This is a genomic window from Stappia sp. MMSF_3263 (genome assembly GCF_030733745.1).
Classification (GTDB): Bacteria; Pseudomonadota; Alphaproteobacteria; order Rhizobiales; family Stappiaceae; genus Stappia.
Genome location: NZ_JASHIK010000012.1, coordinates 146,653 through 161,903, shown reverse-complemented (window position 1 = coordinate 161,903; position 15,251 = coordinate 146,653). Strand labels below are relative to the sequence as shown.

Genomic DNA, 15,251 nt, shown 5'->3' with positions numbered 1-15,251 from the left:
CTGCCCCCTGCGCCCTGCGCCCCTGCTCCGGAGTCAGATGTCCTTGACCAGCCGCAGCGCGTCATAGATCGCGGCGTGGGTGTTGCGCGCCGCGACCGCATCGCCGATGCGGAAAAGCTGGAACGCACCGTCCGGATTGCGCATCACCGATTGCGGCTTTCCCGCGATCAGGTCGTCATGCGAGACCTCCCCCAGATTGCGGGACAGCGGCTTGAGCTCGAAATAGAGATCATCGAGCGGGATCGTGCCGTGGTTGACGACCACCTGATCGACGTGGCGCTGCTTCAACACGCCGCCATAGTCGCTGCCGACATGGGCAATCAGCCGGTTCCCGTTCCTCTCGACCGCCTCCAGACGGTAGGTGACGGTGAAGGTGGCATCCAGTTTCTGAAGCGACCGCATGTAGGGAACCAGGTTCATCGCCATCACTTCGGGCGCGAAGGAGCGGTCGGGCGTCATGATTTCCACCTTCGCCCCGGTGCCGGCGACGATTTCCGCCGCCTGGAGCCCGGCATGGTCTCCCGCGTCATCGAAGACGAGAACATTGGCGCCGGGTTTCACGTCCCCGGAAATGATGTCCCAGGAGGAGACGACGAGTTCGTTGCCCTCTTTCAGCACCTCGGTATGCGCCATGCCGCCGGTGGCGATGACGACCACGTCCGGATGTTCCGCCTGCACGGTCTCCGCCTCGGCCCAGGTGTCGAACCGGAAGCTCACCCCGAGCCTCTCGCATTGCGCCATGCGCCAGTCGATGATGCCGATCATCTCGCGGCGACGCGCGCTCAGGGCCGTCAGGCGCACCTGGCCGCCGGCGACATTGGCCGCCTCGAAGACGACGACCTCGTGACCGCGCTCGCCTGCGACCCTCGCCGCCTCCATGCCGGCGGGACCGGCCCCGACAATGACGACCTTCCGCCGCGCGGCTGCCTTTGGGATCACATGCGGCATGGTCTCCTCGCGGCCTGTCGCCGCGTTGTGAATGCAATAGGCCGCGCCACCCTGATAGATCCGGTCGAGGCAGTAATTCGCTCCCACGCAAGGACGGATTTCGTCTTCCCGTTTTTCGATGATCTTGCGCACGATATGGGGATCGGTCATGTGGGCGCGGGTCATGCCGACCATGTCGAGCTTGCCGCTTTCGATCGCATGCCGCGCGGTCGCCACGTCCGGGATCCTGGCTGCATGGAAAGTCGGGAAGCCGGTGGCGGCCCGGATCTCCCCCGCGAAGTCGAGATGCGGGGAGCCGGCCATGCCCTGGATCGGGATGACGTCGGTCAAGCCGGCATCGGTGTCGATGTGCCCCCTGACGACGTTGAGGAAATCCACCAGACCGCTGTCCCTGAGGCGCTTCGATATCTCGATCCCGTCCGCCTTCGTCAGGCCGCCTTCCGACATCTCGTCGCCGGTATAGCGAACGCCGACGATGAAGTCGGGTCCGGTTCGCTCGCGGATCGCAGAGAGCACATCGAAGGTGAAGCGCAGCCGGTTGTCGAGAGAGCCGCCATAGGGGCCATCAAGCTCGTTCGTCAGCGGCGACCAGAACTGGTCCATCAGGTGGCCGTAGGCCTGCAACTCGATGCCGTCCATGCCACCCGCCTGCATGCGCTCCGCCGCGTCCGCATAGTCCTTGACGATGCGCGCGATATCCCAGTCCTCGGCCTTCTTGGGGAAGGCGCGATGCGACGGCTCGCGGCTGTGCGAGGGCGAGACGACCGGCAGCCAGTCGGCCTTGTCCCAGCGGGTGCGCCGGCCGAGATGGGTCAGCTGGATCATGATCGCGGCGCCTTCCTCGTGCACCGCGTCGGTGAGTTCCCTCACCCAGGGCACGACCTCGTCCTTCCAGGCGAGGATGTTGTTGAAGACCGGCGGACTGTCCCTGGAAACGGCGGCCGACCCCGCCGTCATGGTCATCGCGACACCGCCCCTGGCCCGCTCCGCGTGATAGGCGCGGTAACGTCCTTTCGGCATGCCGTCTTCCGGATAGGCCGGCTCGTGCGAGGTGACGATGATGCGGTTGCGCAGCTTCAGGTGCTTGAGCTGATAGGGCTGCAGAAGGGGATCGCTCGACATGGCCTGGCTCCGCTGTCTGGCTCGGAATGACGACTGCGGAGGCAGGGTACCTAGAAATGTTCACTAGTGTCAATTTCATGTTCATATGCGTCAATGAAATTGACTTGCCTGTCGCTCCTCCGTAGGAAACGGCCATGAACCAGACTTCGAAAGACAGTGGCTGGCGCGGATCCGCGGACCTGTGGCTGGAGGCCGCCTACGAGACGTTGCTCGAGGCCGGCGTGGACGCTGTGAAGATCCAGCCGCTCGCCAAGTCGCTCAACCTGTCGCGCACAAGCTTCTACTGGTTCTTCAAGAACCGCGAGGAGTTGCTCGACGCCCTGATCGCGCGCTGGCGGCAGAAGAACACCGGCAACCTGGCCGAACGCACCCAGGCCTATGCGGAGACCGTCGCCGAGGCGATGCTCAACGTCTGCGACTGCTGGCTCGACAGCGGATTGTTCGATTCCAGGTTCGAATTCGCGATCAGGAGCTGGGCGCTGCAATCGCCCGGGATAGCGGACGAGGTTCACAAGGCGGACACGCAGCGCATCGAGGCACTGACGTGCATGTTCCGGCGTTTTGGCCAGGACGCGGCGCGCGCCGATGTCCGCGCACGGGCCGTCTACCTGACCCAGATCGGTTACATCTCCATGCAGACGCAGGAAGACAGCGCCGAGCGGCTGAGGCGGATCGCCGATTATGTGGAGATTTTCACCGGGCAGGCGCCGCAGCAGCGCGAACTCGACCGCTTCTTCGCGCGGCACGCCCATTGATCCCGCCGCACCGCGCCGGAACACTGAACCCGGCCGAAATCCGGCCGGGCGGTCGTCTCCGCCAAGGTCAGGAGCGGACGGCAAACATCGACAGGTCGCTGGTGGCGGATGCGCCGCCATCGAGCGGCAGCACATGCCCGGTGATGTAATGCGCGCAAGGGCCGGTCAGGAAGGCCACGGCCTCCGCCACATCCCTGCCCTCACCCGCCCGGCGCATCGGCGCGGCCGCGACGAACACGTCGCGGGCGGGGTTCCGGTTGCCCATTCCACGTCCGGTCGGGCCCGGCGCGACGGCATTGATGGTGATCGACCGCGGCCCGAGTTCCGTCGCCGCCGCCCGGATGAAGGCCTCGAGCCCGCCCTTGGATGCGGCATAGGCGGCGCGGCCAGGTCCTCCTCTTTGCCCGTGGCAGGACGACAGATGAACGATGGCTCCGCCGGCCGACATCATCTCGCTTGCCGCCTTGGTCACCCGGAACGCGCCGACAAGGTTGACGTCAAGGACGCGGGCGAATTCCTGCGCCTCAAGATCCTCGATGCGGGACCGCGAGACGATGCCGGCCGCATTGACCACCACATCGATGCCGCCAAGATGCGCGCGGGCTCCCGTCAGCGCCTCGGCGACGGAACGGTCGGAGGAAAGATTCGCCTTCCCCATCCAGTCGCCCGCGCGGCCGCAAGGCGCCATCGCATCCAGGTCCAGCAAGGCGATCCTGTCGCCGCGCGCTCTCAACGAAGCGGCGATTGCCGAGCCTAATTCGCCCGCCGCACCGAAAATCACCGATCTGAGCATCGAGGGAGTCCACTCTCAATCCATGAATCATAATACGATCCTATATATCTTTACATAAAATTCTCATCATCATACTTTCAGAAAGTTGGACGGTGGGAGGCCGTGATGTTAGATGATGATCCATCGTGGGGGGAACAGCCTCGATGGGCGAACAACGCAAATCGGTGAGCACGGCGCTGTCGGACCGCATCCGGCGAGACATCTCGCTCGGCATCATCCCCGCGGGCTCGCGATTGAACATCGACGCGCTGAAGCGGGAGCACAAGATTTCCCATCCTTCCGTGCGCGAGGCACTGTCGATGCTCGTGGGGGAGGGCATTGTCGGTGCCGCCGACGGCAAGGGCTTCTTCGTCCTGGACTTCTCCCCCGAGGAACAAAGCGACATCGCACGGGTGCGCGCCGAGCTCGAGTGCCTCGCCTTCGCCTGGTCGGTCAAGGCGAGCGATCGCAACTGGCGGGCCGCGATCGTCGCCGCGCATCATGCCTTGCAGGAGGTGGAGCAGGAACTGATACTCGATCCCGTCGGCTTCGCGCTGGAGTGGGACGAACGCAACGCCAACTTTCACATCGCATTGACACAGAACTGCGGCTCGCCTCGCCTGCTGGACCTCGTTGCCCAGCATTACGAGCTTGGACGACGCCACCGTTTGACTGCCCATGCCCTCGCCATCCCGGAAGACGAGAGGCGATCATGGGTCGAAACGAGTGCGCAGGAGCATGCCGAACTGAAGGATGCCGCGCTCGAGAGTGACATCGCGAGAGGCCAGAGCCTGTTGCGAAACCACATCACCAAGAGCGCCAACAAGTACTCCGCACTCATACTTTCGATGAGCAGCTCAAAGAACGTCGAATGACGGCATATCGACGCAAACCTGAAGAGAGGACGACAGCATGAACATTTCGAAATTCCTGAAGACCGCGGCTTTCGCGGCCGTGGTTGCGACGGCGGGCGCCGCCAACGCGCAGGACCTCCAGTTCTTCACCATCGGCACCGGCGGCACGGCCGCGACCTACTATCCGGTCGGCGGCGTCATCGCCAACGCGATTTCCAACCCGCCCGGCTCGCGTCCCTGCGAGGAAGGCGGCAGCTGCGGCGTGCCCGGCCTGATCGCCTCGGCCGTGTCCTCGCGTGGCTCCGTCGACAACCTCAACGCCATCTCCTCGGGCCTGCGCAACTCGGGCTTCGCCCAGTCGGACGTCGCTTACTGGGCCTTTACCGGCACCGGCACGATGGACGGCCAGGCGCCGGCCGAGAAGCTGCGGGCCATCGCCGCGCTGTTTCCCGAGCATATCCACCTTGTGGCGCTGGCCGACAGCGGCATCGATTCCGTCGCCGACCTGAAGGGCAAGCGCGTCTCGCTCGACGAGCCGGGCTCGGGCACCTATGTGGACGCCAACCTGATCCTCGAGTCGGCCGGTCTCGGTGTCGACGACATCAGCGCGGAGGCCCTCAAGCCGGACGCGGCGGGCGATGCCCTGCGCAACGGCCAGATCGACGCATTCTTCTTTGTCGGCGGCTACCCGACCGGCGCCATCGTTGAGCTGGCTTCCGCCGTCAAGATCAAACTCGTCCCGATCAAGGGCGAAGGCGCCGACGCGCTCATCGGCAAGTACGGCTTCTTCTCGTCCTCCGACATTCCGGAGGGGGCCTACGAGGGCGTGCCGGCAACCACGACCGTCGCCGTCGGCGCGCAGTGGATCACCAGCGCGGACGAGTCCGAGGAGCTGATCTACGGAATCACCAAGGCGCTGTGGAACGACAACACCCGCAAGCTGCTGGACACCGGCCACGCCAAGGGCAAGGCGATCACCAAGGAGACGGCCCTGAACGGCATCGGCATCCCGCTTCACCCCGGTGCCGAGAAGTTCTACCGCGAAGCCGGCCTGCTGAAGTAACCGTCCAAAGACCGGATGACCCCGGAAGCGCGCCGCGTTTCCGGGGTTTTCCTTGAGAAGGATCGACCATGGTCTCCGCCCCCACCCTTTCCGCCGCAGAGCTTGCCGAGATCGAACGCAAGTTCGATCCGGAAACGGCCTTCCGTCCGGTCGGACCGCGCATCGGGCCGCTGATAACGGGCCTGCTGGCGATCATGTCGATCTATCATTTCTATGCATCGGGCTTCGCCCTGATCCCGGAACTGATGCATCGGGCGATCCATCTTTCCTTCGTCCTGGGGCTCGTCTTCCTGCTGTTTTCCTGGCGCAAGTCCTCGCAAAGCGAGCTCCTGCCCAACCGCTGGTATCGCGTCGAGGGCATTCCCTATCTCGACATGCTTCTGGCCATGCTCGCGGTCGGTGCGGCCATGTACCTGCCGCTTCAATCGCCTCAGACGCTGGCGATCCGCGTCGGAAATCCGGCTCCCGTCGACATCTTCTTCGGATCGGCCCTGATCCTGCTGACGCTCGAGGCGACCCGGCGCTCCGTCGGCATCACCCTGCCGATCATCGCGCTGCTGTTCATGGGCTTCGCCCTGTTCGGCCCCTGGATGCCGGGCCCTCTGAAGCATGGCGGAACGTCCTGGCTCGGCCTCGTCAACCATCTCTACATGACCAACCAGGGCATCTACGGCATCGCCATCGGCGTGATGGCCAAATACGTGTTCCTGTTCATCGTTTTCGGCGTGCTGGCCACCCGCATCGGCCTGGGGCAGCTGTTCATCGACATCGCCATGGTCGTCGCCGGCCGCTATTCCGGCGGCCCGGCCAAGGTGGCGGTCTTTTCCTCCGCCTTCATGGGCACGATTTCCGGCTCCTCGATCGCCAACACGGTGACGACCGGCGCCCTGACCATCCCGGCGATGATGCGTGTCGGCTATCCGCCGCGCTTCGCCGCGGCTGTCGAGGCGACCGCCTCCACGGGCGGCCAGATCACGCCGCCGATCCTTGGCGCAGCCGCTTTCATCATGGTGGAATACCTGCAGATCCCCTTGCGCGACGTGCTGGCGGCGGCGCTGTTTCCCGCGCTCCTGCACTATTTCGGCATCCTGACGATGGTGCATCTGGAGGCCAAGCGCCTCGGCCTGCGCGGCCTCAGCGCGGCGGAGCTGCCGAAGCTCGGCGTCGTCGTCAAGCAGCACTGGCTGTCGATCATCCCTCTGGTGATCCTCGTCTACCTGATCCTTTCCGGCCGGACCCCGGACTATGCGGCTGTCTACGGGATCATAGCCTGCGTCGTCGTCGGCGTGCTCAACCCGGTCAACCGCCTCACGCCACTCGACCTGTGGAACGCGCTCGCCTCGGGCGCCAAGAACACGCTCGCCGTCGGTGCGGCGGCGGCGACCGTCGGCATCGTCGTCGGCGTGGTGACGCTGACCGGTGTCGGCTTCCGTCTCGGCTACATGATCGTCCAGGCCGCCAGCGACATCGGCACGGTCTTCGGCGGCCTCTGGCCCCTGTCGGCCTTCACCGTCGCCCAGTGGACCCTGTTCGTCTCGCTGATCATGATCGCCATCTCCTGCATCATCATGGGTGCAGGCATCCCCACCACCGCGACCTACATCATCCTGGTCGCGGTCGCCGCGCCGGCGCTGGCGGTGCAGCAGGTGGAACCGCTGGTGGCGCATTTCTTCGTGTTCTACTACGGCGTCCTTGCGGACATCACGCCACCGGTCGCGCTCGCCGCGTATGCCGCGGCCGGCATTGCCGGCTCCAACCCGTTCCAGACCGGAAACACCGCCTTTCGCCTCGGTATCGCCAAGGCGCTGGTGCCCTTCGTCTTCGTCTATTCGCCCTCGCTCCTGCTGGTGGCGGCGGACTTCAGCTGGTCGGCCTTCGCCGTGACGCTGACAGGGGCGATGCTCGGCATCGGCTGTCTCGGCGTCGCCTTTTCAGGCTATCTCCTGGCCCCGATGGGCAAATGGGAGCGCTGGTGGACCGGCGCCGTTGCCTTCCTGTTCATCGCCCCGGGACTGGCGACAATGGCGGCGGGGCTCGCCCTTCTCGCACCGGTTGTCCTGCTCCAGGTGAAGGAAAGGCGGGCGCGGGCCGCCGCCGCCTGACAGGGCCGCACCCCCTTGCACCTGCGGGAAAGCGCACCCGCAGGCGCTCTTGCAAAGGCTCTAGGCGTCGATCGCGACCCGGCCCATCGGCCGCGAGCAGCAGGCAAGGATGTAGCCGTCCTCGATATCTTCCTCGGTGATGCCGCCATTGTGCACCATGTGCACCTGGCCTTCGGTCTTGAGCACCTTGCAGGTGCCGCAAATTCCCATCGAGCAACCGGACGGTATGACGAGCCCCTCCCCCTTCGCGGCCGCAAGGATGGTGTCGGCCTCGCTGCAGCGGGCGGTCACGCCAGAGATCGAGAACGCGATCTCCGCCTGGTTCTGCTCGTCGGGCAACACATCCTCGGGAACCTCTTCGGCGCTTTCCAGTTCGCCGGAGAAGCTCTCCTGGTGGTAGCGGTTCATGTCGTAACCGAGCGCGGCAAGCGCTTCGCGCACCGCCAGCATGAACGGTTCAGGACCGCAGCAGAACACCTCCCGCTCCAGGTAATCCTGCGCCATCAGGCCGAGCATGATCTGGTTGAATGCCCCCCTGTAGCCGACCCAGGGGCGGAACAGGTCGGGTTCGTCGACAACCCATTTCACGTCGATGCCGGCGATGCGCGACGCCATCAGTTCGACCCGCTCGCGCAGGATGATCTCCGAGGGCCGGCGGGCGCAATTGATGAAGACGACGTCCGGTTCGCGTCCCGAATCGTAGAGCCAGGTGGTCATCGCCACCATCGGCGTGATGCCGGAGCCGGCGGAGATGAACAGGTATTTCTCGGCCGGATATTCGGCGATGGTGAATTTGCCCAAGGGGCCTATCGCCTTGAGGCGCATTCCCTTTTGCAGGTTCTCGATCATCCAGCGCGTGCCGATGGAATTCGGCTGCGCCTTGACGGTCACCGTCAGGGCCATCGGCCGCGAGGGCGAGGACGACACCGTGTAGGTGCGGTAAAGCGGACCGCCGGGAACCGGCAGTTCCAGCGTGATGAACTGTCCCGGATCGTGATTGAACAGCGCGCCCGTCGGGCTGCGGAAGCTGAACGTCACCACGTTGGGCGCTTCCGGCGTGCGCGAGACGCATTCGAGCGGCTCGGCATCCGTCCAGAACGCGAGCTGTGCGGGGCGGGCCATCGGTTTACTCCGCCGCCACCTGGAGCGGGGCAAGCGCGCGCTGGAGCGTTTCGGCGTACCAGTCGACGAACTGGCTCACCCCGCTCTCCTGCCCGGGAGAATAGGGACCGGGGCCATAGGCCGGAGACAGGATCCCCTTCTGGTTGGTCTCGACGATCTCGCGGTCCTCGTCATTGGTCGCGATCCAGACCTCGGTCAGGCGCTTGAGATCGTAGTCGACACCCTCCACCGCGTCCTTGTTCACGAGCCAGGTGGTCGTGACCTCGGTCTCGGTCGGACCGACCGGGGTGACGCGGAAGGTCAGCGAGTGATCCGGCAGGAAGTGATTCCAGGTCGAGGGATAGTGGAACAGCAGCAGCGTCCCGGCGTCGCTCGGCGCGACGCGGCCGAGGTTGCGGGCAACGGCCGCCTTGCCGTCCATCGTGTAGCTGACCGCCCGCCCCTGAAGCGGCATCCGCGCGGCCCGGTACCGGCCGTCCGCCGACAAGTGGAACTGCGCCGGTGCGCCGGCGGCCTCGCAACGGTCGAAATGCGCCTGCAACCGCTCCGAGACGAAGCCATCCGCCTGAACGCCGGCAATCTCGGGATCAAGCGGGAAGGACCGGCACAGCGCGGGATGATTGCTGCTGCAGTGGTAACACTCGCGGTTGTTCTCCCACACCAGCTTCCAATTGCCCTTCTCGACAATGGTCGAGGTGAAGGCCACCTTGGCATCTGCAAGGTCATGCACCTCGACATAGGGCAGAATCCGCTGCACGAAGAGGTCGAAGTCGGGCGGGCTGTCCGACAGGCAGATATAGATCAGCCCGCCAAGGTTCCGCAGGCTGACAGGCTTCAACCCGTAGTCGGACGCATTGAAACCCGGTCCCATGTCATTGGCCCAGATCAGCTTGCCGTCGAGCTCGTAGGTCCACTGGTGATAGGGGCAGACGAGCCTGGCCACCTGTCCCTCACGCGCGGCGCAGATCAGCGACCCGCGATGACGGCAGGAATTGTGGAACGCGCGGATCTCTCCGTCGCGGCCGCGCACGATGACCACCTCGTAGGCACCGATGCGCAGCGTCACATAGCTGCCCGTCTTCCCGAGCTGGCAGGCCGGGATCGCGTAGAGCCAGTCGCGGTAGAAAATCGCCTGCAGATCGAGCTCGTAGATCTCTGGCGAAACGTAGAAGGGCTGCTCAAGGCTGAAGCCGGGCGCGCGGCGAGCAAGAAGCTCCCGGACGGAAGGCGCATGGATCGTCATTGTCGTCACCCAGGCTCACTGTGTTCAACTGAGATAAATTAATTCGCCCGAAATCCGGCTTTGACAATATCAATAAACTTCATCATGGATTACTTGAAATAATCCGTATCTCCTTGAAAAAGCCCGCAGCGCGGACGCAGGCGAAGCCCCATGTCGCACCCTTACGATTTCTCCTCGATGACCGCTCTCATCTGCTTCGAGGCCGCCGCCCGCAACACGAGCTTCAAGAACGCCGCGCGGGAGATGAACGTCACGCCGGCGGCCATAAGCCACCAGATCAAGGCGCTGGAAACGGATCTGGGCTGCAGCCTGTTCCTGCGTCATCACCGAGGTGTGGAACTGACGGAAAAAGGCGCTTTCCTGTTCCTCGCGATCCAGCGCGGCTTCGAGACGATCTCCGACGCCGTCACCCAGATTCGCGACCGTCCGGAAACCGTCGATGTCACGATCGGGACGACCACGGCCTTCAGCGCACTCTGGCTGACACCCAAGATCACCGCATTCTGGAAGATCCATCCGGCCATCACGGTGTCGCAGATCATCAGCGACGTTCCCGGCATGACGGCCAGATGCGACCTCGCCATCCATTACGGCAGCGCGCATGAAAGCGGCGTCGAATATCGCGAGCTCTTCCAGGACCGGATCGTCGCGCTCGGCACGCCGTGTTTCGCCGAGGAATACGGCATCTCCGGTCTCGAGGACCTGCACAAGGCCCCCCTCATCCATTCAAGCGGCAAGGAGACCGGCTGGACCTCGTGGGATGACTGGTTCGCCGCCCTCGACATGCCGGCCCCCAAGCGGCGCAGGCTTCATGTGAACAATTACATGATCGCGCTCCAGGCCGCGCAGGAGGATGTCGGCGCCGTACTCGGCTGGGACGGGCTGGTGGGCAAGCTGATGGAGGAAGGCCGGCTCGTGACGCTCGTGCCGGAGAGCATCCCCTCGCCCGTGGCCTTTTCCCTGAAGATCCTTCCCCGCGCCTCGTCGAAGGCACGCCTTTTCGCGGACTGGCTGGTGGCCAGTTCCTGACGCCTCGAAGCGGGCTCGAACGGATGCCGGCGCAGACGGGCGATGCCGCCGCCGCATTGCAGCTCTCACCCCTGGGTAGACGATCCCTCCAACCCTGAAACCCGTGGTGGCCACTGCGGGTTTTATTGAAGCAAAAACTCATCTTTCTTCGGCCATCGCATGGACGCCCGCCTTAAATCATGATTTCTACACTCATGTTTTGAAGGCGCCTGCGACGGGCGCTGGCACCCGCGCATCCGGTCATGGCTCGACAACTCTCCCTGCGACTCCTCTCGGCCTGCTTCCTGCTCCTGGTGATTTCCCTCGCCGGCTTCGCGTTGCTGCGGCTGCTGCCCGGCGACTTTGCCGAAGTGCTGCTGATGTCGCAGATGGACGGAACCCTGCCCGACCCGGAGACCGTCGCGCGGTTTTCCGCCGAGAACGGCTTCGACCGGCCTTTGCCGATGCAATATCTCGCCTGGCTCGGCGGCGTGCTCTCCGGAGATCTCGGCACTTCCTTCGTCACCGGCGAACCGGTTGTCGACGACATCGCCCTGCGCCTCGGCGCCTCGGCGCAACTGGCGATGACGGCCCTTCTCCTCGGCCTCGCGCTAGCCCTGCCGGTCGGGGCGCTCTGCGCGGCCTTTCCCGGCGGTTGGCTCGACCGGGCGCTTGCCGGCCTTGCCGTCATAGGCATGTCGATCCCGAATTTCTGGTATGCGCTGCTGCTCGCCCTGCTCTTCTCGCTGGTGCTCGGCTGGCTGCCGAGCGGCGGCTACGGCACACCCGCCCACATGGTGCTTCCGGCGCTCGTGATCGCCACCTCGATCACCGGCGTGCTCGCCCGCTATGTGCGCGGCTGCCTGCTGGAAGAACTGTCGCAACCCTATGTGCGCACCGCGCGCGCCAAGGGGCTTTCGGGTGCGCGCGTGCTTCTCAGCCATGCCGCGCCGAACGTCTTCCCGGCGGTGCTGACCCTGACCGGCCTGCAATTCGCCCGCATCTTCGACGGCATGATCATCGTCGAGACGCTGTTTGGCTGGCCGGGCATCGGCCGGCTGATGGTGGAGGCGCTGCTGGCGCGCGACTATCCGCTGATCCAGGCGACGTTTCTCGTCGTCGCCAGCGGCTATGTGCTGGTCAATCTCGCCGTCGACTACATCATCGCGCTCTACGATCCGCGCACCCGCGGGGTCGTCTAGATGGACGCCCGCGCAACTCCGCTGGGCAGGTATCTGCAACGGCACCGCAGCGGCATGGCGATCGCCGCGGGCTGCGTGCTGCTCCTGATCCTGGCCGGCCCCTGGCTTGCACCGCACGATCCGTATCAGGCCAACATCCTCAACCGGCTGGCCGAGCCAAGCCTCACCCACCCGCTCGGCACCGACGCGATGGGCCGCTGCCTGCTCTCCCGCCTTCTCCACGGCGCGCAGCTGACGACCGGCGCGGCCCTTGCCGTCGTCCTTGCCGCCGCCGGTCTCGGCACGCTCATCGGCGCGCTCAGCGGTTACTTCGGCGGCCTGTGCGACCGGGCGCTGATGCGCCTTACCGAAGGCGTCTCGGTCATTCCGGCGCTGGCGCTTGCCATGGTCATTGCCGGTGTTCTGGGGCTTGGCCTCAAGGCGGTCGTGCTGGCGCTCGCCTGTGTCCACTGGACCGACTACGCGAGGCTGGTGCGCAACGTCATCATGGTCGAGCGCTCGAAGGCCTATGTGATGGCCGCCGAGGCGCTCGGCGTGCCCAGGACAACCATCATCCGCCGCCACCTGCTGCCCAATGTCGTCGCGCCGCTGCTCGCCATGGGCAGCTATTCGCTGTCCTGGGTGATCCTGGCCTTCGCCGGCCTGAGCTTTCTCGGCCTCGGCGTCGAGCCGGGCGCGGCCGAATGGGGGCGGATGGTCGCCGAGGCGCGCAGTCACCTGCGCGAATATCCGCGCCTCGTTCTCGTTCCCGGGCTCACCATCATGGCCTTCGTCATCCTCATCAACCTGCTGGGCGATGCCCTCGGGGACCGAATGCGCGAAGGCCGCGCCAACTACCTGACCACAAGGAGCTGACATGTCCTTCCTTCTGTCCCGACTGCGCAGAACGGCGCTCGCTGCCCTTGCCGCGACGCTGCTCGCCGCCCCGGCGCCGGCCCTCGCCGAGACGTCCGGCGACACGCTTGTCGTCGCCACCATGTGGGAGGCGCTGCCGCTGTCCATGAAGCCGCGTCGCAGCCGCTTCTTCAATGAGAGCGAGATCCTCGACACGCTGGTCAAGCTCGACTTCGAGATGAACCTGATCCCGGGCCTCGCCACGTCCTGGGAGCGGCCGCAACCGAACACCTGGCGCTTCGCCCTGCGCGAGGGCGTCACCTTCCATGACGGCTCGCCCTTCGATGCGGATGCGGCGAAGTTCTCGCTGGAGCGGGTCATCGCGCTGCTGCCCTATGCGGCCGACCTCCTCAACATCACCGAGATTCGCGCCGTCTCGCCGCAGGTGCTGGAGATCGAGACCTCCGAGCCCTTCGCCGCGCTGCCGAACCAGCTCACCGACGCGATCACCGGCATCTACGGCAAGGCCTCCTTCGATGCGGCTGGCGAGTTCGTCTCGCCGGTCGGCACCGGCCCGTGGAAGTTCGCCGACTACCGCAAGCAGGACCGCACCATTGTCGAGCGTTTCGACGACTACTGGGGCAAGGCGCCGTCGCTGAAGACGATCGAGTACCGCTATATTCCCGATCACAACGCGCGCGCCCTGGCGCTGGAGACCGGCGAGGTCGACTTCGTCGTCCACCTGCTGCCCTCCGATGTCGCCCGCCTGTCGCGCGACGAGGCGTTCAAGGTTCATGCCGAGGAAAGCGCCGGCGTCTATTACGGCGCCTTCAATGCCGGCGAGAAGAGCGTCCTGAGCGACGCCCGCATCCGCCGCGCGGTGAACCTGCTGGTCGACCGCGAGATCGTCGTCAAGGGCGCGCTCGACGGTATCGGCAATCCGGCCTGGACCTTCTTCCCCGCCGCCTTCCCCTGGACGAACGAGGACGTCACCCCGCACAAGGTCGATCCGGAGGCGGCGGCAGGCCTGCTGCGCGATGCCGGCTACGAGAAGGCCGACGGCAAGTGGATGAAGGACGGCGCGCCGCTGACCCTGCGCCTGCTCAGCTATTCGAGCCGCGCCGAGATGGCGACGATCACCGAGGCGCTCGCCATCCTGCTGCAGCAGCAAGGCATCGCCACCGAGATCCAGATGTTCACCTGGGAAGGCATGCTCGACCTCGTCAAGAAGGGCGAGTACGACGTCTCCGTCGTCTTCTGGACGCCGGAAATGACCGGCCATCCCGACCTGCACCTGAAGTCGCAGTTCCACTCCAGGGCCGGGCTGAACCACCAGTTCTGGGTCAACGAGGAGTTCGACGCGCTGGTCGACAAGGGCCGTACCCTCGATCCGGGTCCGGAGGCGCTCGCGACCTATGTCCGCGCCCAGCAGATCCTGCAGGAGGACGCGCCGATCATCCCGCTGGTGCACAAGGTCTATGTCGCCGCCTCCAGGGCCGGGGTCGAAGGCTTCCGGGTGCACCCGTCCGGCTTCTTCTACAACTTCAAGGCCGTGTCGAAGAAGTGACCGCCCTCGCCGGCCGGCGGACGTTCCGCCGGCCGGACCATCCGGAGCAAGCCATGGCTTCCTGCCTCTTTCTCAAGCCGATCAAGGGTGCCGGCGGCGACCTGCCCGACATCACGGGCTTCGTCGACGACATCGACGAGATCGAGCATTACGCGCTGGAAACGGCCGACCTTTCCGCCTACCGGGCGCTGCTCGTTCCCGCCCATCTCGACCAGCGCTTCTTCGGCACGCTGACGGCCAAGGTCTCCGCCTTTCTCGATGGCGGCGGCACGCTGGTCTTCAACGGTCATGTCGCCTGGCCGATGCTGCCCGAATTCTCGCCCTTCGTGGTCCTGCCCAAGGTGACGCTGGAGACGCTCGAGGTGCACCGGTTGGCCGACCATCCCGTCTTCGAGGGCGTCGACCCGCGCCAGTTGACCTACCGGCGCGGTGTCGCCGGCTTCTACGCGCGCGGTCACAACCCGCCGCCGCAAGGCGCCGTCGCGCTCAACGGCCTGGGGCCGGAGCGCGTGCCCTGCGACTGGCTCTACCACCGCCCCGCCGGCGGTCGCATCCTCATGCATGCCGGCAACGACCTTTGGATGTATGCCGGTGCCGCCGACACGACCGCCCGCATCGTACCGCAACTCTGCCGCTGGGCGGCCGGACGGGAGGCCTGA

13 protein-coding genes are annotated in these 15,251 nt (G+C 65.5%); 9 read left to right on the top strand and 4 right to left on the bottom strand.

The window, feature by feature from the left end; all coding sequences use genetic code 11:
• Nucleotides 1–33 precede the first annotated feature (33 nt).
• A complete protein-coding gene (locus RBB46_RS14650; RefSeq protein WP_306029756.1) occupies nucleotides 34–2,070 on the bottom strand; it encodes an NADH:flavin oxidoreductase in 2,037 nt (678 codons plus the stop codon).
• 134 nt (nucleotides 2,071–2,204) lie between these two features.
• On the opposite strand from RBB46_RS14650, the gene RBB46_RS14645 reads away from it, so the two are divergent.
• Nucleotides 2,205–2,825, top strand: coding sequence for a TetR/AcrR family transcriptional regulator (locus RBB46_RS14645; RefSeq protein WP_306029755.1), 621 nt, complete (start codon nucleotides 2,205–2,207; stop codon nucleotides 2,823–2,825).
• A gap of 67 nt (nucleotides 2,826–2,892) precedes the next feature.
• Here RBB46_RS14645 and RBB46_RS14640 read toward each other — a convergent pair whose 3' ends face one another.
• The gene (locus RBB46_RS14640; RefSeq protein ID WP_306029754.1) at nucleotides 2,893–3,618 is read right to left on the bottom strand and encodes an SDR family oxidoreductase; all 726 of its coding nucleotides are present in this window, start codon (nucleotides 3,616–3,618) and stop codon (nucleotides 2,893–2,895) included.
• 143 nt (nucleotides 3,619–3,761) lie between these two features.
• Between RBB46_RS14640 and RBB46_RS14635 the strand changes: the two genes are divergently transcribed.
• The 3 genes from RBB46_RS14635 (at nucleotide 3,762) to RBB46_RS14625 (ending at nucleotide 7,616) form a co-directional block, all read left to right on the top strand.
• Nucleotides 3,762–4,472, top strand: a complete 711-nt coding sequence (locus RBB46_RS14635; protein WP_306029753.1) for a GntR family transcriptional regulator — start codon at nucleotides 3,762–3,764, stop codon at nucleotides 4,470–4,472.
• Nucleotides 4,473–4,509: 37 nt separating this feature from the next.
• On the top strand, nucleotides 4,510–5,514 hold the full coding sequence (locus tag RBB46_RS14630; RefSeq protein WP_306029752.1) for a TAXI family TRAP transporter solute-binding subunit: 1,005 nt from the start codon (nucleotides 4,510–4,512) through the stop codon (nucleotides 5,512–5,514).
• 68 nt (nucleotides 5,515–5,582) lie between these two features.
• A complete protein-coding gene (locus RBB46_RS14625) occupies nucleotides 5,583–7,616 on the top strand; it encodes a TRAP transporter fused permease subunit (protein ID WP_306029751.1) in 2,034 nt (677 codons plus the stop codon).
• A 60-nt stretch (nucleotides 7,617–7,676) separates the two neighbouring features.
• On the opposite strand, the gene RBB46_RS14620 is transcribed toward RBB46_RS14625, so the two are convergent.
• Together RBB46_RS14620 and RBB46_RS14615 are read right to left on the bottom strand one after the other, a co-directional pair.
• Complete coding sequence (locus RBB46_RS14620) at nucleotides 7,677–8,738, bottom strand: hybrid-cluster NAD(P)-dependent oxidoreductase (RefSeq protein ID WP_306029750.1); 1,062 nt, start codon at nucleotides 8,736–8,738, stop codon at nucleotides 7,677–7,679.
• A 4-nt stretch (nucleotides 8,739–8,742) separates the two neighbouring features.
• Entirely contained in the window at nucleotides 8,743–9,981 is a 1,239-nt protein-coding gene (locus RBB46_RS14615; protein WP_306029749.1) for an aromatic ring-hydroxylating dioxygenase subunit alpha, read from the bottom strand.
• Nucleotides 9,982–10,131: 150 nt separating this feature from the next.
• Here RBB46_RS14615 and RBB46_RS14610 point away from each other — a divergent pair, with 150 nt between their 5' ends.
• The 5 genes from RBB46_RS14610 to RBB46_RS14590 all read left to right on the top strand — a co-directional run bounded on the left by RBB46_RS14610 (nucleotide 10,132) and on the right by RBB46_RS14590 (nucleotide 15,251).
• Nucleotides 10,132–11,010 (top strand): LysR substrate-binding domain-containing protein, encoded by an 879-nt coding sequence (locus tag RBB46_RS14610; RefSeq protein ID WP_306029748.1) that lies wholly within the window; start codon nucleotides 10,132–10,134, stop codon nucleotides 11,008–11,010.
• A gap of 242 nt (nucleotides 11,011–11,252) precedes the next feature.
• Nucleotides 11,253–12,191: an ABC transporter permease gene (locus RBB46_RS14605; protein WP_306029747.1), complete on the top strand. Its 939-nt coding sequence runs from the start codon at nucleotides 11,253–11,255 to the stop codon at nucleotides 12,189–12,191.
• A gap of 54 nt (nucleotides 12,192–12,245) precedes the next feature.
• On the top strand, nucleotides 12,246–13,046 hold the full coding sequence (locus RBB46_RS14600) for an ABC transporter permease (protein ID WP_306029746.1): 801 nt from the start codon (nucleotides 12,246–12,248) through the stop codon (nucleotides 13,044–13,046).
• Between the two features lies 1 nt (nucleotide 13,047).
• Nucleotides 13,048–14,592: an ABC transporter substrate-binding protein gene (locus tag RBB46_RS14595; protein ID WP_306029745.1), complete on the top strand. Its 1,545-nt coding sequence runs from the start codon at nucleotides 13,048–13,050 to the stop codon at nucleotides 14,590–14,592.
• Nucleotides 14,593–14,645: 53 nt separating this feature from the next.
• The gene (locus RBB46_RS14590) at nucleotides 14,646–15,251 is read left to right on the top strand and encodes a hypothetical protein (protein WP_306029744.1); all 606 of its coding nucleotides are present in this window, start codon (nucleotides 14,646–14,648) and stop codon (nucleotides 15,249–15,251) included.